Annotated in this window: 18 protein-coding genes and 1 pseudogene; 18 read left to right on the top strand and 1 reads right to left on the bottom strand. The window is 62.4% G+C overall.

What is annotated here, in order from left to right:
* Positions 1-21: 21 nt before the first annotated feature.
* The 12 genes from ACV22Z_RS00580 to ACV22Z_RS00525 all read left to right on the top strand — a co-directional run bounded on the left by ACV22Z_RS00580 (position 22) and on the right by ACV22Z_RS00525 (position 15,029).
* The gene (locus ACV22Z_RS00580) at positions 22-789 is read left to right on the top strand and encodes an enoyl-CoA hydratase/isomerase family protein (RefSeq protein WP_448074384.1); all 768 of its coding nucleotides are present in this window, start codon (positions 22-24) and stop codon (positions 787-789) included.
* A 99-nt stretch (positions 790-888) separates the two neighbouring features.
* The gene (locus ACV22Z_RS00575; protein ID WP_448075128.1) at positions 889-1,869 is read left to right on the top strand and encodes a phosphotransferase family protein; all 981 of its coding nucleotides are present in this window, start codon (positions 889-891) and stop codon (positions 1,867-1,869) included.
* Between the two features lie 251 nt (positions 1,870-2,120).
* Positions 2,121-3,326 (top strand): acetyl-CoA C-acetyltransferase, encoded by a 1,206-nt coding sequence (locus ACV22Z_RS00570; RefSeq protein ID WP_448074383.1) that lies wholly within the window; start codon positions 2,121-2,123, stop codon positions 3,324-3,326.
* A 13-nt stretch (positions 3,327-3,339) separates the two neighbouring features.
* Positions 3,340-5,511, top strand: coding sequence for a 3-hydroxyacyl-CoA dehydrogenase NAD-binding domain-containing protein (locus ACV22Z_RS00565; protein WP_448074382.1), 2,172 nt, complete (start codon positions 3,340-3,342; stop codon positions 5,509-5,511).
* Positions 5,512-5,513: 2 nt separating this feature from the next.
* Entirely contained in the window at positions 5,514-6,674 is a 1,161-nt protein-coding gene (locus ACV22Z_RS00560) for an acyl-CoA dehydrogenase family protein (protein ID WP_448074381.1), read from the top strand.
* Positions 6,671-7,690 carry an NAD(P)H-dependent flavin oxidoreductase gene (locus tag ACV22Z_RS00555; RefSeq protein ID WP_448074380.1) on the top strand — a complete coding sequence of 340 codons (1,020 nt, stop codon included), beginning with the start codon at positions 6,671-6,673 and terminating at the stop codon, positions 7,688-7,690. Before ACV22Z_RS00560 ends, ACV22Z_RS00555 begins: the two co-directional genes overlap by 4 nt.
* Complete coding sequence (locus ACV22Z_RS00550; RefSeq protein ID WP_448074379.1) at positions 7,687-8,853, top strand: acyl-CoA dehydrogenase family protein; 1,167 nt, start codon at positions 7,687-7,689, stop codon at positions 8,851-8,853. Before ACV22Z_RS00555 ends, ACV22Z_RS00550 begins: the two co-directional genes overlap by 4 nt.
* Positions 8,854-8,872: 19 nt before the next feature.
* Positions 8,873-11,032 (top strand): fatty acid oxidation complex subunit alpha FadB, encoded by a 2,160-nt coding sequence (fadB, locus tag ACV22Z_RS00545; RefSeq protein WP_448074378.1) that lies wholly within the window; start codon positions 8,873-8,875, stop codon positions 11,030-11,032.
* Positions 11,022-11,801 carry an SDR family NAD(P)-dependent oxidoreductase gene (locus ACV22Z_RS00540; protein WP_448074377.1) on the top strand — a complete coding sequence of 260 codons (780 nt, stop codon included), beginning with the start codon at positions 11,022-11,024 and terminating at the stop codon, positions 11,799-11,801. The genes fadB and ACV22Z_RS00540 overlap by 11 nt, the downstream gene beginning before the upstream one ends.
* Before the next feature lie 328 nt (positions 11,802-12,129).
* Positions 12,130-12,537: a DoxX family protein gene (locus ACV22Z_RS00535; RefSeq protein ID WP_448074376.1), complete on the top strand. Its 408-nt coding sequence runs from the start codon at positions 12,130-12,132 to the stop codon at positions 12,535-12,537.
* A 200-nt stretch (positions 12,538-12,737) separates the two neighbouring features.
* Positions 12,738-13,658, top strand: a complete 921-nt coding sequence (locus ACV22Z_RS00530; protein WP_448074375.1) for a LysR family transcriptional regulator — start codon at positions 12,738-12,740, stop codon at positions 13,656-13,658.
* 189 nt (positions 13,659-13,847) lie between these two features.
* On the top strand, positions 13,848-15,029 hold the full coding sequence (locus ACV22Z_RS00525; protein WP_448074374.1) for an acetyl-CoA C-acetyltransferase: 1,182 nt from the start codon (positions 13,848-13,850) through the stop codon (positions 15,027-15,029).
* Positions 15,030-15,128: 99 nt separating this feature from the next.
* Here ACV22Z_RS00525 and ACV22Z_RS00520 read toward each other — a convergent pair whose 3' ends face one another.
* Positions 15,129-17,846, bottom strand: a complete 2,718-nt coding sequence (locus ACV22Z_RS00520) for a LuxR C-terminal-related transcriptional regulator (protein ID WP_448074373.1) — start codon at positions 17,844-17,846, stop codon at positions 15,129-15,131.
* Between the two features lie 383 nt (positions 17,847-18,229).
* On the opposite strand from ACV22Z_RS00520, the gene ACV22Z_RS00515 reads away from it, so the two are divergent.
* From ACV22Z_RS00515 to ACV22Z_RS00490, 6 genes and pseudogenes are all read left to right on the top strand, one after another.
* Complete coding sequence (locus tag ACV22Z_RS00515) at positions 18,230-18,844, top strand: FMN-dependent NADH-azoreductase (protein WP_448074372.1); 615 nt, start codon at positions 18,230-18,232, stop codon at positions 18,842-18,844.
* Positions 18,845-19,230: 386 nt separating this feature from the next.
* Positions 19,231-19,518, top strand: a complete 288-nt coding sequence (locus ACV22Z_RS00510) for a hypothetical protein (protein WP_448074371.1) — start codon at positions 19,231-19,233, stop codon at positions 19,516-19,518.
* On the top strand, positions 19,512-19,979 hold the full coding sequence (locus ACV22Z_RS00505) for a hypothetical protein (RefSeq protein ID WP_448074370.1): 468 nt from the start codon (positions 19,512-19,514) through the stop codon (positions 19,977-19,979). Before ACV22Z_RS00510 ends, ACV22Z_RS00505 begins: the two co-directional genes overlap by 7 nt.
* Positions 19,934-20,494 (top strand): annotated as a pseudogene (locus ACV22Z_RS00500) (NAD(P)(+) transhydrogenase (Re/Si-specific) subunit beta); the annotation flags it as partial. The gene ACV22Z_RS00505 and the pseudogene ACV22Z_RS00500, both read left to right, overlap by 46 nt.
* Before the next feature lie 338 nt (positions 20,495-20,832).
* Positions 20,833-21,582 carry an electron transfer flavoprotein subunit beta/FixA family protein gene (locus tag ACV22Z_RS00495; RefSeq protein ID WP_448074369.1) on the top strand — a complete coding sequence of 250 codons (750 nt, stop codon included), beginning with the start codon at positions 20,833-20,835 and terminating at the stop codon, positions 21,580-21,582.
* A 15-nt stretch (positions 21,583-21,597) separates the two neighbouring features.
* Entirely contained in the window at positions 21,598-22,542 is a 945-nt protein-coding gene (locus ACV22Z_RS00490; protein WP_448074368.1) for an electron transfer flavoprotein subunit alpha/FixB family protein, read from the top strand.
* The last annotated feature ends 346 nt before the right edge of the window (positions 22,543-22,888 follow it).

Genomic DNA, 22,888 nt, shown 5'->3' with positions numbered 1-22,888 from the left:
GAAAAAATTTCAGGATTGCCCATGAGCGAAGCACTGCTTGTCGCCCGTCACGGGAGTGTCGCGCAGATCACGATGAATCAGCCGGAAAGGCGCAATGCGTTGTCGGTGCCGCTTTATACCGCACTGGCCGAAACGCTCGCGCGTCTTCAGGATGATACGAGTGTGCGCGCGGTTGTGCTGTATGGCGGCAACCACTTCTGCGCGGGCGGTGACCTGAGTGGCCTCGACGCGTCGCCGCTAGGCATGCGGCGCGCGATGATTCACGGCCACCGGATCGTCCGCGCGCTGACGGGCGGCCCGTGGCCGGTCGTTGCTGCGGTGGAGGGGAACGCATACGGTGCGGGCCTCTCGTTGGCGCTCGCGTGCGATTTCGTGGTTGCCGACGAGAGCGCGCGCTTTTGCGCCGCATTCGGCCGCGTCGGGTTGACGCCGGACTATGGCCTGATGTGGACGCTGCCGCAGCGCGTTGGCATCGGCGTCACGCGGGAGATGCTGATGCTCTGCGAGCCGATTGGGGGCGCAGACGCGAAGCAGCTTGGATTGGTAGATCGGCTTTGCCCGCCGTCCACCGTACTCCAAAACGCGCTCGATCTGGCCGAACGCGTGGCAGGAGCGCCACCGGGCACGATCGCGACGACCAAGACTGCACTGGCGCGCTACCCGATGCAGCTCGATACGATGCTGGCTTGGGAGGCCGACACGCAATCGGTCTTGGTCCACAGCGAGGATTTTGCCGAAGGTGTCAACGCGTTCATGGATAAGCGCGCACCAAAGTTCGTGGGCCGCTGAGGAGGTGCAGTGACTGATACCCGTTCCTATCTGCGCGCACGCGCCGACACGGTCGAGCAGGATTGGCTGGCGCTTTCCGCGTATCTTGCCGCGCATGGCATGCGGATTGCGCTGGATCCGCCGCCTCGGCAGTTTTCCGGCGGGCTCGCGAATCTCAACTATCTGATCGTCGTCGATGGGCGCGAATACGTGCTGCGGCGCCCGCCGATGGGCACGTTGCCGCCAGGCGCCTACGACATGGGGCGTGAATTCCACATTCTGAGCGCCCTATCGGGCGGTTTCCCGCTTGCGCCTTTGACGCTGCACTTCTGCGCGGATCCCGTAATCATCGGCGCACCATTCCAGATCATCGAGTACCGACAGGGCATTAGCATCCGCGACACGCTTCCGGAAGCGTTGATGGAAAGCCCGGAGGCGTGCCGCCAGCTGTCGACTGTGCTCTGCGACGTGATGGTGCAGCTTCATGCGCTGGATCCCGCGTCGGTCGGGCTGGGCGACCTCGGGCGCCCGGATGGGTTTCTGCAACGCACGGTGGAAGGTTGGGTGAAGCGGGCGCTGCTCGCGACCGAGGACTCCGCGATGTCGCCGCTAATTCCGGAATTGATTGCGTGGCTGCGCCGCCATTTGATTCCCGACGGACGCGCGTGCCTGATCCATAACGACCTAAAGCTGGACAACATCCTGCTGAACGAAGCCAGCCTGAGTCCGGTGGCGGTGCTCGACTGGGACCAATGCACGCGCGGCAGTCCATTGTTCGATCTCGCGACGACGCTCAGCTACTGGACCGAGGATGGCGACCCGCCCGCGATGCAGCGACTGCGCCAGATGCCGACCGCGCAGCCGGGCTTCCTCACGCGTCAGGCGTTTGCGGAACGCTATGCGCAAGTCGCGGGCGCCGATCTTTCCGACTTTCGCTTCGTACGCGTGCTAGCCATTTTCAAGCTGGCGGTGATTTTTCTTCAACTGCACCTGCGCTATCGCTCCGGTGCGACCGCCGATCCGCGCTACGCGGCATTCGGCTCGCTTGCGGACGGCATCCTCGAGTTTGCGCATACCGTCGCGGCCGGCCACATTTTCTAACGGATGCGCGCATGACCGCTCGTCGCCGGGCTTTCCGCTAGGACGCGAAAAACGTCGATTCGGACGATTACCGCGATCGTCGCGTTGCCTACGATGAATCTCCAGTTGCGTAGCCAATAGACGCGTTCACGGTCGCGATTGATGTCGTTTTGATGAACGCATCACGCGACCGGAAACCACGCGCACACTACGTGTTTTCGATTTGGCCCACATGGGCCGACGCCATGTCGACAGTACAGATGGGACCACACATGACCGATGCCTTCATATATGACCACGTCCGGACGCCGCGCGGTCGCGGTCGCGCCGGCGGAGCGCTGCATGCCATTACGCCGGTGGAACTGGCAAGCCAGGCGCTGATCGCGTTGAAAGATCGGAACCGGCTGGATACGCGCCAGATCGACGACGTTGGTCTGGGCATCGTGATGCCTGTCGGTGAGCAGGGCGCGGACCTGACGCGTTTTGCATTGCTCAATGCGGGCTATTGCGAGCACGTTGCCGGATATCAGATCAACCGCTTCTGCACATCCTCGCTCGACGCCGTTAACCAGGCCGCGAGCTTGGTTCGGAGCGGGCTCGCGGACGCGGCCATCGGCGGTGGGGTGGAATCGATGTCGCGCGTGCCGATCGGATCGGATGGCGGCGCATGCTATGCGGACCCGAGGCTGGCGGGCCGATATCCTTACGTGCCCAATGGGGTCGCCGCCGATCTGATGGCCGCGCTCGGCGGATTCACGCGCAACGACGTCGATGCGTACGCAGTGGAGAGCCAGCGCCGCGCGGGACATGCGAGCAGCGCCGGATACTTCGACAAGTCACTGATCGTCGTGCGCGATCTGCTCGGCGATCCCGTCCTCGTGCACGATGAAGCCATCCGTCCTGGGACGACGCTTTCTGATCTCGCGAAATTGAAGCCGGCGTTCGCCGATCTCGGCGAAGCGGGTTACGACGCAATCGTCCTGCAGCGCTATCCGCACATCGAGACGATCGATCACATCCATACCGGCGGCAATTCAAGCGGGATCGTCGACGGCGCGAGCGTCGTTCTCGTCGGCAACCGCGCGTTCGGCGAGCGCAACGGTCTCGCGCCGCGCGCGCGCATTCGCGGTCATGTATCGCTAGCGTCGGAGCCGTTGCTGAGCCTCGGCGGACCGGTGCCGGCGACCGAGAAGCTGCTGGCGCGGACGGGTATGCGCGTATCGGACATCGATCTGTTCGAAATCAACGAAGCATTTTCCGTGGTGCCGATGTTCTATATGCAGGCGCTCGACATTCCTCGCGACCGCGTCAACGTCAACGGCGGCGCGATCGCGCTCGGCCATCCGCTCGGCGCGACGGGCGCGATGCTGCTCGGCACGCTGCTCGATGAACTGGAACGACGCGAACTCCGCACCGGCCTCGTGACGCTGTGCGCAGCGGCAGGGCAGTCGACCGCAACGATCATCGAACGCATCTGAAAGACCGACCAACATGAACAATATCGATTTCGAAGTCGATGCCGACGGCGTCGCGCGGGTGGCGATCAATGTACCAAAACGATCGGTCAACGTCCTGGTGCCAGATTTGTTCGCGGATCTGGCACACGTCACGGAACTGATTCGCACGAGAAGCGACATCAAGGGCGTGGTCCTGACGTCGGATAAGCCAGGCGCGTTCGTTGCCGGTGCGGATCTGAAGGATTTCGTGACGGCGTACGATCGCGGGATGAGTGCACAGGCAGCACGCGACCTGACGCTGGAGGCATCGATGATCTATCGCCGCCTCGAAACATGCGGCAAGCCCGTGGCGGTCGCGATCAACGGGCTCGCGCTCGGCGGCGGCTACGAGCTGTGCCTTGCGTGCCATTACCGCGTGCTCGTGGACGACCCGGCCGCGGTGATCGGCTTGCCCGAAGTAACGATCGGTCTGTTGCCCGGCGCCGGGGGAACCCAGCGCCTGCCACGTTTGATTGGCATCGAGCGCGCGATGCCACTGCTGCTCAGCGGGCGGAAGGTTAAGCCGACGGAGGCGCTGGCGCTCGGTATGGTCGACAGCGTTGTGCCTTCGAATCTGGTCTACGAGACCGCGCGCACGTGGGTGCTGCAACATCCGGATGCGTGCCAGCCGTGGGACTCGAAGGGGTTCGTCGTGCCGGGCGGCGCGGGTGCACTCGCGCCGCACGCGGGGAACACGTTCGGCCGTGGTGTTGCCGCAGTGCGCAAGGGGACGCAGGACAACTATCCTGCTCCCACGGCGATCCTGTCCTGCGTGTACGAGGGAACACAGTTGCCAATCGACGAGGCGCTGCGCGTGGAGGCGCGTTACTTCGGCCCGCTGCTTGCCGGGCCGGTGGCCCGCAACATGATCCGCACGCTGTTCGTCAACAAGTTGGCGGCCGAAAAGGGCGTCGGACGGCCCAGGCTGTCCGACGCGAAAGTCACGAAAATTGGCGTGCTCGGCGCAGGGATGATGGGAAGTGGCATCGCGTTCGTGTCCGCGGCGGCGGGAATCGATGTTGTGTTACTCGACACGAATCGCATGGCAGCCGAGCAGGGCAAGGCACGCTGCGCTGGGTCGCTGGAGAAGGAAGTTGTCGCCGGTCGCCGCAGCGAGCAAGGCGCCGCCGCGCTGCTCGCGCGGATCACGCCCACCGACGATTTCGGTGTGCTCGCGGAGTGTGACCTCGTCGTCGAGGCGGTCTTCGAGAATCGAGAGATCAAGGCTGACGTAATCCGGAAAGTCGAGGCGGCAGTGCCGGCATTGGCCGTCTTCGCGAGCAACACGTCAACCCTGCCGATTTCGGGACTAGCGCAGCACAGCGCGCGGCCGGCGCAGTTCATCGGTCTTCATTTTTTTTCGCCCGTCGAGCGGATGCAACTCGTCGAGATCATCGTGGGCCGCGACACGTCTGAGTCGACCGTCGCGTTCGCGCTTGCGTTCGTGAGGCAATTGCGCAAGACGCCGATTGTCGTGAACGACAGTCCCGGGTTCTATACGAGCCGCATCTTCTGCGCGTATATCGACGAAGGGATGGCGATGCTCGCGGAAGGGGTCGCGCCGAGTCTCATCGAAAACGCCGCGAAGCAGGCGGGAATGGCGACGGGGCCGCTGGCGGTTACCGACGAAGTCACGCTCGACTTGCAAAAGAAGGTGCTGGATCAGGCACGCGCCGACGATTTGCCGACCCGCTTCCAGCGGCAGCACGCGGCGCCGGTCATCGATAAGCTGAATGCGCTCGGCCGGCTCGGTCGAAAGGCTGGGAAGGGCTTCTACAGCTATCCGGCTGGCGCCCGAAAGTATCTGTGGAGCGGCTTGGCGGAACTCTATCCGCTGCAGGAGAGGCAGCCGTCTGTCGAAGACGTGAAGCGCCGGCTGCTGACCATCCAGGCGCTCGAGGCCGCTCGTTGCGTCGAGGAAGGCGTGATCACCGAGCCGGCGGACGCCGATCTCGGTGCGGTGCTGGGGCTGGGCTTTCCGACGTGGACGGGTGGAACACTGTCGCTGATCGATACGGTGGGGCTTCGGCCATTCGTCGCTGACTGCGACACTCTGGCGTCGCAATTCGGCGAGCGCTTCCGACCTTCAGCATGGCTACGCGAGCGCGCCGCCGCCGACGAGCAGTTCCATCCCGTCACGCGTGACGGGATGCACAAGGATACCTGAACATGCGACGCACTCATTATGACGCTGAGCACCTCACGTTCCGCGACACGGTCAGCCGCTTCTTTCAGGGCGAAATCGGCCCACATGCCGAACGTTGGCGGCAACAGGGCTTCGTGGATCGCGAAGCCTTTCTGAAGGCAGGCGAGCAGGGATACCTGCTGATGTGGGCGCCAGAGGAATATGGCGGACTCGGGATCACCGATCTCCGCTTCGAGCAGATTCTGTACGAGGAAAACGTCCGCCACGGCGAAATCGGCTTCTACATGAACTTGCATTCGCGCGTCGTGGCGCCATATCTCGGCGCGTTCGGCTCGCACGAGCAGAAAGCTCGCTTCCTGCCTCCTGCGATGCGCGGTGAGAAGATACTCGCGATCGCGATGACGGAATCGGGCGCGGGAAGCGATCTTGCTGGCATGAAGACGTTCGCGATCGACATGGGCGACTATTGGTCGCTCAACGGCGCGAAGACGTTTATATCGAACGGCAGTCAGGCCGACATAATCGTTGTCGCGGCGAGAACGGTGCCCGGAAGCCGCCATGGAATCGGGCTCTTCATCATCGAAGCAGACATGCCCGGATTCAAACGCGGCAACAAGCTGCGCAAGATCGGACTGCATGCGCAAGACACGGTTGAGCTGTTTTTCGACGACGTGAAAGTGCCGAAGAGTCACGTGCTGGGCGACTCGGCGAAGGGCTTCTTCTATATGTCGGAACTGCTTGCCGAGGAGCGTCTTCAGGTCGCGATCGGATCGATCGCGCATGCACAGGTCGCGTTCGACATCACTCTCGACTATGTGAAAGAGCGGATGGCGTTTGGCCGGCCGATTGGATCGTTTCAGCACGTGCGGTTCGAGATGGCTTCGATGCGCGCGCAGCTTGACGCAGTGCAGGCGTTCGTCGATCACTGCGTGATGGAAGCGAACGAGCGGAAGTTGACGGCCGTGGTGGCGTCGGAGGCGAAGCTGCTCGCGACGGACCTTGAGAGCAAGGTGATCGACGGCTGTGTGCAGCTACATGGGGGCGCCGGCTACATGGAGGAATACAGAATCGCGCGGATGTTTGTTGACGCGCGCGTATCGAGAATTTTTGCGGGTGCCAATGAAATCATGAAGGAGATCATTGGCCGCGACCTCGGGCTAGACGATAGGAAACTCAAGGCATGAAGACGCGCGTCACGGACATTCTCGGGATTCGTTATCCAATCATTCAGGGTGGCATGATGTGGGTGGGCACGGCAGAGATGGCCTCTGCAGTGTCCAACGCGGGTGGGCTCGGAACGCTCACCGCGCTTACCCAATCGACGCCGGACGCGTTGTCGGCGGAAATCGAACGCTGCCATGCGATGACGTCGCGGCCTTTTGCTGTGAATCTCACGATTCTCCCCGCGGCGAGCCCGCCGCCTTACGAGGCGTACCTGGATGCTGCGCTGGAGGCCGGGGTGCGGGTCATCGAGACCGCCGGGAACAGCCCGAGGAAATTCATCGACAAGATCAAGGCGGCCGGCGGCGTGGTCGTGCACAAGTGCACGACGGTGCGGCACGCGTTGTCTGCGCAGCGAAACGGTGTCGACATCGTGAGTATCGACGGCTTCGAATGCGCGGGGCATCCGGGTGAGGACGACGTCCCGGGGCTGATCCTGATCCCGCGCGCGGTACAAGCGCTCGACATCCCTGTCGTCGCGTCGGGCGGAATCGGTGATGGGCAGGGCATGGCCGCGGCGCTGGCGCTCGGCGCGGAGGGGATCAACATGGGTACGCGCTTTTGTGCGACCGTCGAAGCGCCGATTCATCAGCGGATCAAGGACGCGCTCGTCAACGCGACGGAGCGCGATACGCAACTTATCTTCCGCACACTGAGGAACACCGCGCGGGTATTCAAGAATTCAATCGCAGACGAGGTGGTCGCGACCGAGCGGCGTCCGGGGGGCTGTGAATTCAAGGACATTCATCCGCTCGTCGCGGGCGCGCGTGGCAAGGTCGCGCTAACGCAGGGCGATATCGACGGTGGGATCATTACGGCCGGCCAGGTCATCGGGCTAATACATGACATTCCGACGTGCGAAGTGCTCGTCGAACGTATCGTCGCTGATTGTCGCAAAAGACTGCGACTGGCACTGGCGCGGTTCGGCGAGGCCGATGGTGCCAGCCATGAGGCCACGCATCGGGGAGACGCGAATTGAATTTCAACATCCCCGACGAACTGAAAGCACTCCAGTTTCGCACCCGTAGCTTCATCGCGGAGGAAGTCATCCCGATGGAGCGCGATCCGCGTCAAACGGCGCACGGTCCGAGTGAGTCGTTGCGTCTGGACCTGATCGAGAAGGCGCGGCGCGCCGGGCTGCTGACGCCGCATGCGTCAATCGAGGCCGGCGGGCTCGGGCTGTCGCACTTCGCGAAGGCGATCGTCTTCGAGGAAGCTGGCTATTCGACTCTGGGACCGACGGCGCTCAATATTGCCGCGCCAGATGAAGGCAACATTCACCTGATGGAGGTCGTCGCCACCGCGCCGCAAAAGGCTCGCTGGTTGCAGCCGCAGATCGAAGGAAAGATCAGGTCGTGTTTTTGCATGACGGAGCCGGCACCTGGCTCAGGATCTGACCCCAGCATGTTGCAGACCACCGCCGTGCGCGATGGCGACGACTACGTAATCAACGGTAGGAAATGGTTCATTACCGGCGCACACGGGGCCGCGTACGCGATCATCATGGCGCGCACGGAGGACGGTGGTGCGACGATGTTCCTTTGCGATACGGATCGCACCGGATTCGTGTACGAGCGAACCATGGACGCGCTCGACGCATGCTTCACTGGCGGCCACGGCGTGATCCGGTTCGACAATCTGCGAGTGCCAGCAACGGACGTGCTGGGAGAGGTCGGGCAGGGATTGCGCTACGCGCAGATCCGGCTCGCTCCGGCCCGCCTCACGCACTGCATGCGATGGCTCGGACAGGCGCGCCGCGCGCATGACGTCGCCACCGACTATGCATCGCGCCGGCAGGCTTTCGGCTCGGTGCTGGGCAGCCACGAAGGCGTCGGCTTTATGCTTGCCGACAACGAGATGGATCTGCACGCTGCGCGCCTCGTGATCTGGCATTGCGCTTGGCTGCTGGATCAGGGCGAGAAGGGGCGCCACGAGTCCAGCATCGCAAAGGTGATCTGCTCAGAATCACAATGGCGCGTGGTCGATCGCTGCGTGCAGATTCTCGGCGGGCAAGGGGTCACGAGCGAAACCATCGTCGCGCAGATTTTCTCCGACATGCGCGCGTTCCGCATCTACGACGGCCCGTCGGAAGTGCATCGGTGGAGCATCGCAAAAAAAATCGTACGCCGCGCCTCGCATTAATTGGTCAAAGGACAAGCTCATGATCTGGGAAGGAACGACTTTGCGTCTGATGCACGTCGGCGACGGTGTGGTGGAATTGTGTTTCGATCGTCACGGCCAGGCGGTCAACGTGTTCGACCGCAAGGCGCTCACCGAATTTGGAACCGCGCTCGACGTGCTCGCCACGCGCGACGATGTCCAGGGGCTGCTCGTGACGAGCGGAAAGGAATCGTTCTTCGTTGGCGCTGATATCTTCGAATTGGCGAACGCTTTTCGGCTGTCCGATGCGCAACTGCGTGCATGGGACGTGACCTGCAGCGCTCTCTTTACGCGACTCGAGGATGTGCCCTATCCGACCGTGTCCGCGATCAACGGGATGGCGCTGGGCGGCGGTCTGGAGCTGGCACTGACTAGCGATTTCCGGGTGGCCGCGACGACGGCTCGGCTGGGATTGCCTGAGGTCGGGCTCGGGATCGTCCCGGGTTTCGGTGGGACGGTCCGCTTGCCGCGGATCGCCGGTGCGGCCGTCGCGCTCGACTGGATTGTCAACACGAAGCCGAGAAGCGCCGAGGCCGCGAAGGCGGCCAACGTGGTCGATGCGGTCTGCGAGTCCGACTCGCTGCGTACCACTGGTCTCGCGTGCCTGCGCGCCGCGATCCAAGAGCCGGATACCTGGATCGCGCGGCGACGCAAGCGGGTGGCACCCTTCGACGTGCAACCGAAGCTACTCGACGACGCCAGAGCGGCTGCGCGCCGTTACGGCCCGCACTTACCGGCGGCTGCCGCGGCGGTTGATCTGATTGGCGAAGCGGCGTCGCTCGGGCGTGACGAGGCACTCGCCTTCGAGGCCGATACATTTACGAAGCTGGCGAAGAGTCAGGCGGCTGCGTCGCTGGTGGGGATCTTCATCAATGAGCAGTCGCTGAAACGCAAGAGCCGCGATGCGGCGCGCATCGCGAGGCCGATACGTCAGGCAGCCGTGCTCGGCGCCGGCATCATGGGCGGCGGAATTGCCTATCAAAGCGCGTTGCGCGGTACCCCGATCGTGATGAAGGACATAGCTCAGGCGGCACTCGATATCGGCATGCACGAAGCGGCGAAACTGCTCGACAAGCAGGTCAGCGGCGGCAAGATGTCGGAGGAGAAGGCGCGTAAGGTGAAGGAAGGTATCGTGCCGACGCTTGAATTCACCGGCTTCGACCTTGCGGACATCGTCATCGAGGCCGTCGTCGAGAATCTTGGCGTCAAGCGCAGCGTGCTAGCCGACGCCGAACGGCGGATTTCGGGCGACGCGGTGCTCGCGTCCAATACTTCGTCGCTGTCGATCGCGGATTTGTCTTCCGCGCTGGCGCGTCCGGAAAACTTCGTCGGGATGCATTTCTTCAATCCAGTTCCCGTGATGCCGCTAGTTGAAGTCGTGCGCGGGCCGCGAACGTCGGCCCAAGCCGTTGCGACAGTAGTCGATTATGCACGGTCGATGGGCAAGGTGCCGGTTGTCGTCGCCGATTGCCCGGGATTCCTCGTCAATCGCATCCTGACTGCCTATATTGTCGCGTTCCTGCTGCTGGTGCAGGACGGCGTGGACTTCGTTGCGATCGACGCCGCGATGGAAGCCTTCGGCTGGCCGATGGGGCCTGCGTATCTGCAAGACGTGGTTGGAATGGATACGGCTTCGCACGTGATCGCTGTCGTCAGCGCCGGCTATGCGCCGCGCATGAACGTCAACGGGCAGCACGCGGTCGAACTGATGGCCGCGAACGGTCGCCTGGGCCAGAAGAGCGGGCTCGGGTTCTATCGTTACGCGCCGGATGCAAAAGGCCGTCCGCAGAAACTCAGGGCCGAAGACACGCATGCGCTGCTCGCGTCAGTGCAGCCGCATGGTGTCCGCGACTTGCCGGCGGACGACATTGTTCTTCGCATGATGCTGCCGATGCTCCTCGAGGCTGCGCGTTGCCTCGACGAACGAATCGCGGAATCGGCAGGTGACATCGACATGAGTCTCGTTCTCGGAATCGGCTTTCCTCGCCATCTGGGCGGCGCGCTGCGATACGCAGATGTGCTCGGCACGCGGCAGGTCGTCGCGGCGTGCGAGCGTTTCGCGTCGCTCGGGCGGCTCTACGAGCCGCCACCGGGACTGATCGCGCTCGCGGCGCGCAACGGCCGCTATTTCGACCTCGAGGACGGCGGCCATGCGAATTGACATCGAAGCGCTGTTCTCGCTAGACGGGCGGCGCGCACTTGTGACCGGCGCTTCGAGCGGCCTGGGACGCTATTTCGCACGTGCGCTCGCGCGAGCGGGCGCGACCGTCGTCGTTGCGGCGCGGCGCGTTGACCGCCTGAGCGAAGTGGTCGACGAGATAGAGCAGGCCGGCGGAGCGGCGAGCGCCGTTTCGATCGACGTCACGTCGGCCGACAGCGTTCGTGCGGCCTTCGACACGGTTGAGGCAAGTGTGGGCGTCGTCGATCTGGTCGTCAACAACGCCGGCGTCGCATCAACGCGTCCGTTGCTGGAGCATAGCGAGCAGACGTGGGATGAAGCGATCGACACGAATCTGAAGGGCGCGTATCTGGTCGCCATGGAGGCGGCGCGGCGCATGGTGGCCGCTGGCGTTGGCGGCGGGGTGGTCAATATCGCCTCGATCACGGGCCTTCGCGTCGCGGGTGGCGTCGCGCCCTACTGCGCGTCGAAGGCAGGCCTGATCCATCTGACGCGCTCGATGGCTTTGGAACTTGCGCGTCATCGAATCCGCGTCAATGCGATCGCGCCTGGCTACGTTTCGACCGAGCTCAATGCCGCGTTTCTGGCGAGCGATGCGGGGAAAAAACTGATGAGCCGGATTCCGGGGCGCGCGTTCGGCAGGCCGGAGGATCTGCTCGGTCCGTTGCTGCTGCTGGCGTCGGATGCTGGCGCGTACATGACCGGATCGATTGTAGCAGTCGACGGCGGACATCTTGTCAGCAGCATTTGAGCGAGGCACCGGCGCGCGCCGTTCGAGCGCCGGTGCCTCGAACGTTTCCCGATCCGACATAAATTCCGCCTCGGTTCACGTGGGGCGATCGAGCGCCGAATTCGCTGAGATTCTGGATGAGTGCAATCCGCGTTTCCCGTCTAGTCATCGAATTTGGCACCCCATACGATTCATTCCACGGACATCGATCAGCCTCTAAGCGGCCGTCGCATTGGGTGGCGGGTTGACGAGGGTCCGGTGTGTGAATCACGCTGTTGCCGTCCGTCGCATCGGCCATTCCTGTCGCTGCACGGTTCGTTTCCGAAACTCACCATCATCAGCATTTGCTATGAAATCAATCTCCGTCAATCATCAGGATGCACTCGCATTGTTCGGTCGAATCCTTATCGCGGCCGTTTTCCTTTTCAGCGGGGTCGGTAAGCTAGCTGCACCTGCTGCGACGATCGGATACATCACGTTCGCCGGATTCCCCGCGCCAACGACCGCCTTCGTTGCCGCGACAGCACTGGAGATTGTCGGCGGCCTGCTGCTCATCGTCGGCTGCCAGACGCGAATCGTTGCCGCGTTGCTGGCTGTGTATTCGATCGCCACGGCGCTGGTCTTTCATCATGCGTTCGCCGATCAGAACCAGGTGTTCCATTTTCTGAAGAACTTCGCGATCGCTGGTGGCCTGATCCAGGTTCTGGCATTCCGCGCGCGGGCATTCAGTCTCGACAGCCGCCGCCAGTCGGTCTAATTCGCGCCGGATATCCACTGCCACGTCGGGTGCGTTCGCCGCGCCCGACGCATCGTTTTGCATATGCGATCAAAATGGCCTCACGCAGCAGTGCTGGATTCCAAGAAAAGCAATTCTGCTCAGAACAGACGCCAAATGTCACCGCTCTTGTAGACTAGTGCGCAGATCGAACTTCACGCACCCAATCCCGGAGACATTCAATGGTGGATCTGAACGACGTGGCGCTCTTCGTCACCGTGGCGAGCGCCGGCAGCTTCGCCGAAGCGGCCCGCCGTCTTGGCTTGCAGGCCAATACAGCGAGCCGGCGCGTGCAGGAGCTCGAACGGGAACTTGGTGTGCGTTTGATGCAGCGCTCGACCCGGCGGCTCGTTCTGACTGATGCCGGTCAGCGACTCTTCGCCCAGTGTGCGGAGCATATCGAATCGGTCGAGCGTTCGACGCAAGAAATTGCCGAAGGCACTGCGAGCCCGAGCGGAAGAGTGCGCGTCGCTGTTCCGGCGGATTTCTTCCATATGATCCCGGTGGATGCGATTAGCGAATTTCTCGCGACGTACCCGCGAGTCCGCCTGGAGTTCGTTCTGAGCGATGAGCGCGCCGATTTGCTCGGCGAGAACATTGACGTCGCGTTTCGTGTTGGCAAGGCGATCGAGCCGAATCTGATCGCTCGCCAGGTCGGCTGGACGTCCGCCGCACTGGTGGCGAACCACAGCTACCTAGATATTCATGGCGAGCCGGACGCGCCGGCCGATCTGTCCGACCACGATTGCATCGCTGCGCCCGCTAATCCGACCGGATACACGATATGGCGACTCGACGGCCCGGACGGGCAGGTCGAAGTAGCGGTCAGAGGACGATTCCACGCGAACAGCATACAGGCACAGCTCGGCGCCGCGCGCAGCGGTCTCGGCGTGGCTTTGCTACCGTCTGCGATGATTGCCGATGACATTTCGAACGGCCATTTGACGGCGGTATTGCCGGAGTACGGGTTGCATCGCGTCGGTGTTTATCTCGTTTATCTGAACCGCCGGCAACTGCCGCGAGCGGTCAGCGCGTTCATCGAATACACGGCGGCGAAACTGCTGGAACTGAAGCTCGTCGAGCCGCTCGCGTCGAAAGCGTAGAGGGCGAGCCGATGCGTGCGCGACAGCACGCATTCGTGCACGTCGGCGCGTGTTGCGCCGCTGAAAGATCGTCGCATCTGACGATGACTACATCGATTCTCACTTCGTACACTGTTCACGATCGCCTCGCTGTCAGTGCATCGCGGGGCTAGACAACACCATTTCGTTTCACGCATTCGTGAGGTCAACATGGCTGAAGCTTATATCGTCGCTGGCGCACGCACCGCGGGCGGCCGTCGCAATGGTCGCCTGTCGGGCTGGCATCCGGCCGATCTTGCCGCGCAGGTGCTGGACGCGGTGATCGATCGCGCCGGCGCTGACCCGGCAATGGTCGACGACGTCATTATGGGCTGCGTTAGTCAACTCGGCGAACAATCGATGAATGTCGCGCGCACCGCGATTCTCGCGTCGAAGTTGCCTATCTCGGTTTCGGGCACCACGATCGACCGGCAGTGCGGCTCGTCGCAGCAGGCGTTGCATTTCGCCGCACAAGCGGTGATGTCCGGCACGATGGACGTCGTCATCGCTGCCGGTGTAGAAGTCATGTCGCGGGTGCCGCTCGCGTCGGCGAATACGCTGGCGATGAAGAATGGCATGGGGGGCTATATCAGTCCGCGTGTTGACGAGCGCTACGACCACGTCGAGTTTAGTCAATTCGCGGGCGCCGAAGCGATTGCGAAGAAGTATGGGCTGTCGCGAGAACAACTGGACCAGTTTGCACTCGAAAGCCACCGCCGCGCGACCGATGCGACGTCCGCCCAACGCTTTGCCGACGAGATCGTCCCGGTGGCCGTGATCGGCGCGAATGGTACTGCTGGCGACGAGATGCACGTGACGGACGAGGGCATCCGGTTCGACGCGTCACTCGATGGCATTCGTGCGGTGAAGACGCTGCAGGAGGGAGGGGTGATTTCAGCGGCGTCGTCGAGCCAGGTGTGCGATGGCGCATCGGGGATGATGGTGGTCAGCGAGCGAGGATTGAAGATGCTCGGAGCGAAGCCTCTCGCCCGCGTGCATCACATCTCAGTGCTCGGACACGATCCGGTGATCATGCTTGAAGCACCGATTCCCGCTACACAACGCGCGCTGAAGAAGGCTGGACTGACCATTCAGGATATCGATCTGTATGAGGTTAACGAAGCATTTGCGCCGATTCCGTTAGCATGGCAGATGGCACTCGACGCGGATCCGGCACGGTTGAACGTCAACGGCGGCGCGATTGCGCTCGGGCATCCGCTGGGCGCGTCAGGTACTAAGCTGATGACGACGTTGATCCATGCGCTCGCCCAGCGCGGCAAGCGCTACGGTTTGCAGACGATGTGCGAAGGCGGCGGTATGGCCAACGTGACCATCGTCGAACGACTTGCATAATTTCTTGCGCGAGGCGGTGGCGGTGCGGGCGTCGTATGGCACCCCCGCTGCCACCGCCTCGATCGCACGTGATCGCGATCCGGCGTGTTGCCGATGTGTTCAGGCCGTTAGACCGAGCTTGCGCGCGATTGCGACGGCTTGCGTGCGGCTATGTGCGTTCAGCTTGCTGTTGATGTTGCGTAGGTGCGTACGAATCGTACTGTCGGACACGAAGAGGTTCTCTGCCATCGCGGCATTGGAATAGCCTTCGGAGAGCAGCTTGAGCACGCGCAGCTCCTTGCGGGTCAGCGGCTCGAGCAGGGTGCCTTGGCCACACGGCGACGCGTGCGGGGTTTCGGCCACGGGCGTCGGCGGAAAACCTTGCAGTAGTCGCTGCAGATACTCGCCGAAAATGGGGTCTTCCCGATGCGCGGCGCTTTCGTCCGCCAGGGCGCGGCATTGTACGAGGAGCTGAGCGATCTGGGGGCCTTCGTCGAGAATTAGACGGACGAAACCCTCCTGACAAGCGTGATGCAGCACCGGCGCGGCCATCTCAACTGCGGCACGCGTTTCGCCTTTGCATTGCAGGGCGAGCGCAGTTAGTAGGTGTAGTTTCAACACCCGTGTACGGCGAGACGCCTTCTGTGCGTCGCGGAGAGCCTTTTCAAGCGAGGCCAGCGCGGCGTCGGGATCGCCAAAGGCGATCTCCCAGCGCGCCCGGCCGATTACGATGTCCTCGACGTCGTTTGCGGGCAGGCTCAGACGTGCGATGTCTCGCCACAGATCGGCGTCGTCCGCGTGGTTCAGTTCCTCGCGCGACAATGTCGCGTACCCCTGCAGCAGCAGGAGCCGTCCGCGTTCGAGGCGCGCCGTCGCGGCGACGCGCGGCAACTGGCGCTCGATGCCGAGATATTCGAGCTCGGTCAGGATCCGCTGCGATTGATCGACGTCGCCACGCTGGAATGCGATCCGTGACCGGATGCGGCAGCCGACGATGATGTGATCCGGCAGGCCAACGTCGCATGCGAGCGGCAGGTAGACGTTGAGCAGATGTTCGGCCAATTCGACATTGTCCAATTCGTAGACCGAGCCGGCATACGGCACGCCGGCCCACGCGTTGCCTTTCGTTAGGTTGTACGAGTACGCGCGCGCCGAGCCCACAGCGAGGCGGAAGCGCGCGGCGGCCCTGCGCATTCGTCCCAGTTGCATGTCGACGAGACCCTCCGTCGATTCGGTGTACATGCGAATGAAGACGCCGGCGTTATGCATGTGCCGCGCCGTGTCGAACAGCCTATTCGCTTCCTCATGATGGCCGAGTACCGATGCGATGTGCCCCATCGAATTGCACAGTACGCCGTCGGCGAACGCGCTAAGCGTCGGCAGATGATTCAGGCATTGCTTGCCGAGCGCATAGGCGTCGTCGAAGCGATCCATCATCGCGAGCAGCATCGGACGCAGCCCGTTGATGTGCGCACGCACCAGCGGATCAGCGCTGTCCGCATAGCCGGAGTGTTCCAGCAGCGCCATCGCCTGCCGCGGTCCGAAGGTGAAAGCGGTTGCCCAGATCGAAATGACCTGCAGGTACGGATGCGTGGCCAGCTCGTGCGGCTGTAACGCGTTGAACCAGCGTGCGAGCAAGCGCATGCGGCCTTGCTCGAGGAAGCGATCGGCGTGCTGCGCGAGCAGGGATAGTGCATACGGTGCATCGCCGCCTTCGAGCGCATGGTCGATCGCGGCTTCCGGGCGTTGCTGCTCTTCGTACCAAGCTGCCGCCGCCAGATGGAGGCGCAAGATTTCGTCTGGGCGTTCGACGCGCAATTGCGTGCTAAGGTAGTCGGCGAACATGCTGTGGTATCGCCATGTTGCGTTTTTTCCCTCGACCGGCGTGAGAAAGAGGTGCGTGGCGACGAGCCTGTCCAGAATGCCGTTCGCGTCGAGGCCGGGGTTTAGCGATTTGCATAGCGAAGGCTCGAGCTGTCTCAGGATGCTCGTGCGCAGTAGGAATTCGCGGATCTCAGTTGGCTCTTGCGCGAGCACGTCCTCTGCCAGATACGCAGCCACGTCGCCGTGCGCGCCCGAGAAGCGTTCGACAAAATCGCTGTGGACGTTGCGGCGGGCCATCGACAGTGCAGCCAGAGATAGCGCCGCGGCCCATCCCTCGGTTTTCCGATGTAGACGGACCACTTCGTCGGGAGGAGGAGGACTCTGAACGCGCAGGTCGAAGAGTGTCTGCGCCTCCTGCGACGTAAAACGAAGATTCATCTCGTCGATTTCGAGCAATTCGCCCTGCACGCGCAGACGCGCGATGCCGAGATCGGGCTGCGCCCGTGTGCCGATGAGGATCTGACCGTTGCGTGGCAGGTGTTCCACCGCTTCCCGAATGAGTCCGATGACGGCTGGCTCGACCAGCTTCTCGAAGTCATCGAGAAACAGCGTGAACGCCGACACGTCGTGCGACAGTGCCTGCAGGATTTCCAGCGGCGTACCCAGCGGGATCTCGTCGACGCCGGATTGCCCGATCGCCGCGCGCAGGCAGCGGATGAAGTGGGGCACGTCGTTATCCGCACGGTCGAGCGAGACCCACACAGTATGGACGTTGGCCTGATCAAGGCAGCTTCGCGCCTGCGTCATCGCGGTCGTCTTGCCGAAGCCCGCCGGCGCGTGCACGAGCACGAGCCGCGCGCGGGAATGAGCGATTCGCTGGCAGATGTCGGCGCGCTCGACCTCGCGATCGAATGGCCTGTCGAGCGCAACGGTCGAGGTTGGATCGGCCGGGGCGGGTGGTGAAGGAAGCGAGGCGAGCGCGTTCATCGATAGCACAAAAGGTTCGGATTTCACCGCTCATCCGCCGGCAAGGGATCGGCGGGACATGCATGAAATTTATGCACCAACTCGGGCTACTGACTAGATGGTGGATTTGTAGGTAACTCATCCAAAAAACGATGTAATCCGCGCGACGGAGCGCGCTAAGACATTCTCGGCGCTCACGCTTGGGTTGCCGGGCGCTGGCATCGATCCGCGATCGATTGGGCCGGAGCGTGGACGAGTGAAATCCGCGTCCGCCCGCTAATAGTCGGACGACGCGTTAGCTAGGATGCATCTACGCACCGTGCATGCCATGCCTCGCCGGGAATGCGCCGAGCGAGGCGCGCGACTGCACGGCACCGGATCCGGACGAACTAGCGTGCAACGGGTCGTTCAACCTTTCAGGGCCTTCAGTCATGACTACCATCCTTCATATCAATAGCAGCATTCGCAGCGCAGGCTCCGTATCCCGTCAGCTCTCGTCAGAATTCGTGAGCAAATGGAAAACGACCAATCCAAACGACGTCGTGATCGAACGCGATCTGGCGAACGATCCGGTGCCGCATCTGACCGAAGAGATGATGGCGGCCTTCTTCACGCCGGCTGACCAGCATTCGCCGGAGCAGTCTCGAACCATCGAGTTGGCCGACGGGCTTGTCGAAGAGCTGTTCCGCGCCGACGTTATCGTGCTTGGCGCGCCGATGTACAACTTCTCGATCAGTTCGGCGCTCAAGGCATGGATTGATCACGTGACGCGCGCCGGCCTGACGTTTAGCTACTCCGACACTGGGCCTGTCGGTCTCGTGACGGGCAAGAAGGTTTATCTGTTTACGGCGAGCGGCGGTGTCTATAGCGAAGGTCCGGCGCAGGCGATGAATTTCCAAGAGACCTATCTGCGCGCGGTGCTCGGCTTCATTGGTCTGACCGACATCACAGTGGTACGTGCTGAAGGACTGGCGATGGGAGAGCCGTCCGTCGATGCGGCATTGAAGCACGGGCGCGAGGCGATCGTCGAGCTCGTCGCCGCCTGACGTCGCCTGGCTCGACTGTCTGGCGCCTGAAGGCAACGGGCGCCGGATGCGGATGATTGTCCGGGACGTGCGTGGATATCTCACTGGTCGGCTATATCGGTCTGCGTGCGTCCGATGGAAGTTTCGAGGACACCAAGCAAATGGTGGCGTTACGCAGGGACTACCCGTCGACGAGGGGGGAGCCTGCATGACGCGGCGAGTCGCCGATTGTCGGCGCCGGCGCGGCTGCGATGTATGCAGTCGGGCATCTGCTCGAAACGTAAGGGCTTGTGGTCGGCATTGCCTTTTTCGAACGCTTGCCCAAGCCTCGGGACTTCGTTCGCGCTGGCGTCGCCCCTGATCATCCGTAAGCGAAATCGGTAGTCGACGGGCTATCCGATTTCTGCTTGATCGACCCGCGCGTGCGCTTTTTCGGCAATGTCGAAATCGGCGCCGATAACAGCCACGCGGAGCTCGCCGCGTGGTACGACGCGATCGTCCACGCGGTCGATGGGAGCAGCGATACGCGCACGGACATGCCGGGCGAGACCTTGTTGGGCCGTTGGGCGGCGCGAGAAGTTGTCGGGTTATACAACGGTAATCCAGACTATTGGCATCTCGGCTGCGGACTGTTCAGCGAACGGGTAGTGATTTGCGGCAATGGCAACTCGCGCTGGACATCGCACGCATGCTGAGGATGCCGGAGAAGGCGCTCGAACACACACACATCGCTGACCATGCGCTGGTCATACTACGTCGCAGGGGGATTCGCGAGGTGGATGTACTGGGTCGGCGCGGTCATCCGATGGGCGCATCTCGCAATCCGGAAATCGAGGGACTCGAGCATCTCGATGGCGTCGGCGTACGCGTCGAAGGCGTCTCGCTGTCCGGCGAGGGCGATGGGATTCGCGAGCATCCGGATTGGGGCGTCCGGGGCAACGTGGCGACTTGGGGGCGGCTCGCAAGCCGCCGGCCTGGCAGCTTGTCGAACAAGCGCGTCGTGCGGTGTTTCCGTGCGTCGCCCGTCGAGTTGCGCGGGAACGGAAATGTCGAGCAAATCGTGGTCGTGCGCAATCATCTGACGCGGGATGTGGGCGACTTCTGCGCTGAGCTGGGTGCGGAGCCGCGGGTAGCATGCAGCAGCTGCGCCGGGTGAAGTCGAACTCGGACGAGGATGCGTCGTTCATGCTCGGTAATGCGGAATCGGTCGTAATCATGCTCGGTTACGGCCTCGCGAGGGCGCGTGCCCAGCACCCGCTGAAGGATCTGACCGACAAGCTGATCGAGAAGGGTATCGACGTGCGCTACGCGATCAACCGTGTCGTGGTGCGGACACCGGAGCACACGAACGCGCTTCTCGCGGAAGCAGAACTGCCGTATGACTTCGAGTTCGAGATGGAGAATATCAACACCGAGTTCGGGCAGACTGGCGTGGTGCTGGCGCTCGGCGGAAACGATGTCGTGAACCAGACCGCGAAGATCGATCCTTAATCACCAATCGTGGGGATGCCGATCTTCGATGTGTACAAGGCGAAGATGATAATCACCAAGAAGGCGATAGTGGCGGGCTACGCGGGGTTCGACAACGATCTGTTCTACAGGGGCAAGACGATGATGGTCTTCAACGATGCGAAGAAGGTTATGGAGGACATGATGAATGTGGTCGAATAGGATTAGTGGCTAAGACATTACACATTCATCAAGGCGATCTCAATTCTGAGTGGCTGCGAGTAAGCTAGTCTTTGGTGGATATGCATCGAGCATTCCGGTAAATCACTGGACATAGCGATCTACTTTCGAGCGTATTCTTGCAAAGCATAAGAATCGGCGAAAATCTGAACTCCCGACCGTGGATCTATGAGGAGCGGAGTTTATTTAGTCTGATGATGCGGTAAGCAATATGCGTGAACTATGCCGGACAGAACGAGTTTATATTGCTCGATATGGTGATTCCACGCGTAATGCATGATCGTTTCGAACGAACAAAGACATTGTCGGAGGAGATTCAGGTGAAGGTTTTGGTGCCAGTGAAAAGAGTGGTCGATTACAACGTGAAGGTTCGCGTGAAGTCGGACAACACGGGCGTCGACATCGCGAACGTGAAGATGTCGATGAACCCGTTCGACGAAATCGCGGTGGAAGAAGCGGTGCGCCTGAAGGAAGCGGGCGTGGCGACCGAAGTGGTCGCGGTGTCGGTCGGCGTTGCGCAGGCGCAGGAAACGCTGCGCACGGCGCTGGCGATCGGCGCGGATCGTGCGATCCTCGTCGAGTCGAATGACAGCGTCGAGCCGCTGGCCGTCGCGAAGATTCTGAAGGCGCTGGTCGACAAGGAGCAGCCTTCGCTCGTGATCCTCGGCAAGCAGGCAATCGACGACGATTCGAACCAGACGGGCCAGATGCTGGCCGCGCTGGCCAACCTGCCGCAAGCGACGTTCGCATCGAAGGTGACGATCGCCGACGGCCGTGCAACGGTCGCACGTGAAGTCGACGGCGGCGCGGAAACGCTGTCGCTGACGCTGCCGGCGGTCGTGACCACGGACCTGCGCCTGAACGAGCCGCGCTACGTGACGCTGCCGAACATCATGAAGGCGAAGAAGAAGCCCCTCGAAACCGTGAAGCCGGAAGACCTGGGCGTGGATGTGACGCCGCGTCTGAAGACGCTGAAGGTGGCGGAGCCGCCGAAGCGTGCGGCCGGCGTGAAGGTGCCGGACGTGAAGACGCTGGTCGAGAAGCTGAAGACCGAAGCCAAGGTGCTGTAAAGGGAGCGGATAGAGATGACGATTCTGGTTATTGCCGAACACGACAACGCGTCGATCAAGGCGGCGACGCTGAACACGGTGGCGGCGGCGGCCGAGGTTGGCAAATTCGTCGGCGGCGACATTCATGTGCTGGTTGCCGGTCACAACGCGCAAGCGGCTGCGGACGCAGCGGCGAAGATTGCCGGCGTGTCGAAGGTGCTGCTGGCCGACGCGCCGCAACTGGCCGAAGGCCTGGCGGAAAACGTCGAAGCGACCGTGCTGAACATCGCGAAGGACTATTCGCACATCCTGGCGCCGGCAACCGCCTACGGCAAGAACGTCGCACCGCGTATCGCCGCAAAGCTGGACGTTGCTCAGATCTCCGACATCACGGCGGTCGATAGCGCCGACACGTTCGAGCGCCCGATCTACGCAGGCAACGCGATCGCGACGGTGCAATCGACGGACGCGATCAAGGTGATCACGGTGCGTGCGACGGGCTTCGACGCGGTTGCAGCGGAAGGCGGCAGCGCAGCGGTCGAGAAGATCGAAGCGGCAGCGGACGCCGGCGTGTCGCAATTCGTCAGCCGTCAGGTGATGAAGCTGGACCGTCCGGAGCTAACGTCGGCGAGCATCATCGTGTCGGGCGGCCGCGGTCTGGGCAGCGGCGAGAACTTCGCGTTGGTGCTGGAGCCGCTGGCGGACAAGCTGCAAGCCGCACTCGGCGCATCGCGTGCGGCGGTCGACGCGGGCTACGTGCCGAACGACTACCAGGTTGGCCAGACGGGCAAGATCGTCGCGCCGCAGCTGTACATCGCGGTGGGCATCTCGGGCGCGATCCAGCACCTGGCCGGCATGAAGGATTCGAAGGTGATCGTCGCGATCAACAAGGATCCCGAAGCGCCAATCTTCAGCGTGGCCGACTACGGCCTCGTCGGCGATCTGTTCACGCTCGTGCCAGAGATGGTTAGCGAACTGTAGTGATCAACCAGATCGAATCCCTATCTGCGATGAAGCGGAATCCTGACATACCGACCCACGATACCTTATCTCCCGCTCGCGTCTCATCGTTTCCGGCAGCAGAGCGGCGCATTTTGTGAACACCTTGTTAAGCGATGCCGATACGGTCATTGTCGATCTCGCTGACGCTGAATAGCCTGAGTCTGTAAACGAGACACGCTTGACGACTGGCAACGAGGAGTGACTACCAGATTGCTTCCGCTAGGGAAGGAAGAGCAGCCGTGCGTCTTCAAGGACGAAGTGGCGTGCACGCCGAGCACCCATGACACTTCAGTTACGGATAACGGAGAAAGCGATCTCTTTGCCG

It is taken from the genome of Burkholderia sp. PU8-34 (assembly GCF_053427725.1).
The sequence above is the reverse complement of the archived record's forward strand: the minus strand, read 5'-3'. Positions and strand labels throughout refer to the sequence as shown.

Bases quoted from the DNA above. Each gene is read 5' to 3' on its own strand.
- ACV22Z_RS00580 (WP_448074384.1), top strand. From the start codon at position 22: ATGAGCGAAGCACTGCTTGTCGCCCGTCACGGGAGTGTCGCGCAGATC.
- ACV22Z_RS00575 (WP_448075128.1), top strand. From the start codon at position 889: ATGCGGATTGCGCTGGATCCGCCGCCTCGGCAGTTTTCCGGCGGGCTC.
- ACV22Z_RS00570 (WP_448074383.1), top strand. From the start codon at position 2,121: ATGACCGATGCCTTCATATATGACCACGTCCGGACGCCGCGCGGTCGC.
- ACV22Z_RS00565 (WP_448074382.1), top strand. From the start codon at position 3,340: ATGAACAATATCGATTTCGAAGTCGATGCCGACGGCGTCGCGCGGGTG.
- ACV22Z_RS00560 (WP_448074381.1), top strand. From the start codon at position 5,514: ATGCGACGCACTCATTATGACGCTGAGCACCTCACGTTCCGCGACACG.
- ACV22Z_RS00555 (WP_448074380.1), top strand. From the start codon at position 6,671: ATGAAGACGCGCGTCACGGACATTCTCGGGATTCGTTATCCAATCATT.
- fadB (WP_448074378.1), top strand. From the start codon at position 8,873: ATGATCTGGGAAGGAACGACTTTGCGTCTGATGCACGTCGGCGACGGT.
- ACV22Z_RS00540 (WP_448074377.1), top strand. From the start codon at position 11,022: ATGCGAATTGACATCGAAGCGCTGTTCTCGCTAGACGGGCGGCGCGCA.
- ACV22Z_RS00535 (WP_448074376.1), top strand. From the start codon at position 12,130: ATGAAATCAATCTCCGTCAATCATCAGGATGCACTCGCATTGTTCGGT.
- ACV22Z_RS00530 (WP_448074375.1), top strand. From the start codon at position 12,738: ATGGTGGATCTGAACGACGTGGCGCTCTTCGTCACCGTGGCGAGCGCC.
- ACV22Z_RS00525 (WP_448074374.1), top strand. From the start codon at position 13,848: ATGGCTGAAGCTTATATCGTCGCTGGCGCACGCACCGCGGGCGGCCGT.
- ACV22Z_RS00515 (WP_448074372.1), top strand. From the start codon at position 18,230: ATGACTACCATCCTTCATATCAATAGCAGCATTCGCAGCGCAGGCTCC.
- ACV22Z_RS00505 (WP_448074370.1), top strand. From the start codon at position 19,512: ATGCTGAGGATGCCGGAGAAGGCGCTCGAACACACACACATCGCTGAC.
- ACV22Z_RS00490 (WP_448074368.1), top strand. From the start codon at position 21,598: ATGACGATTCTGGTTATTGCCGAACACGACAACGCGTCGATCAAGGCG.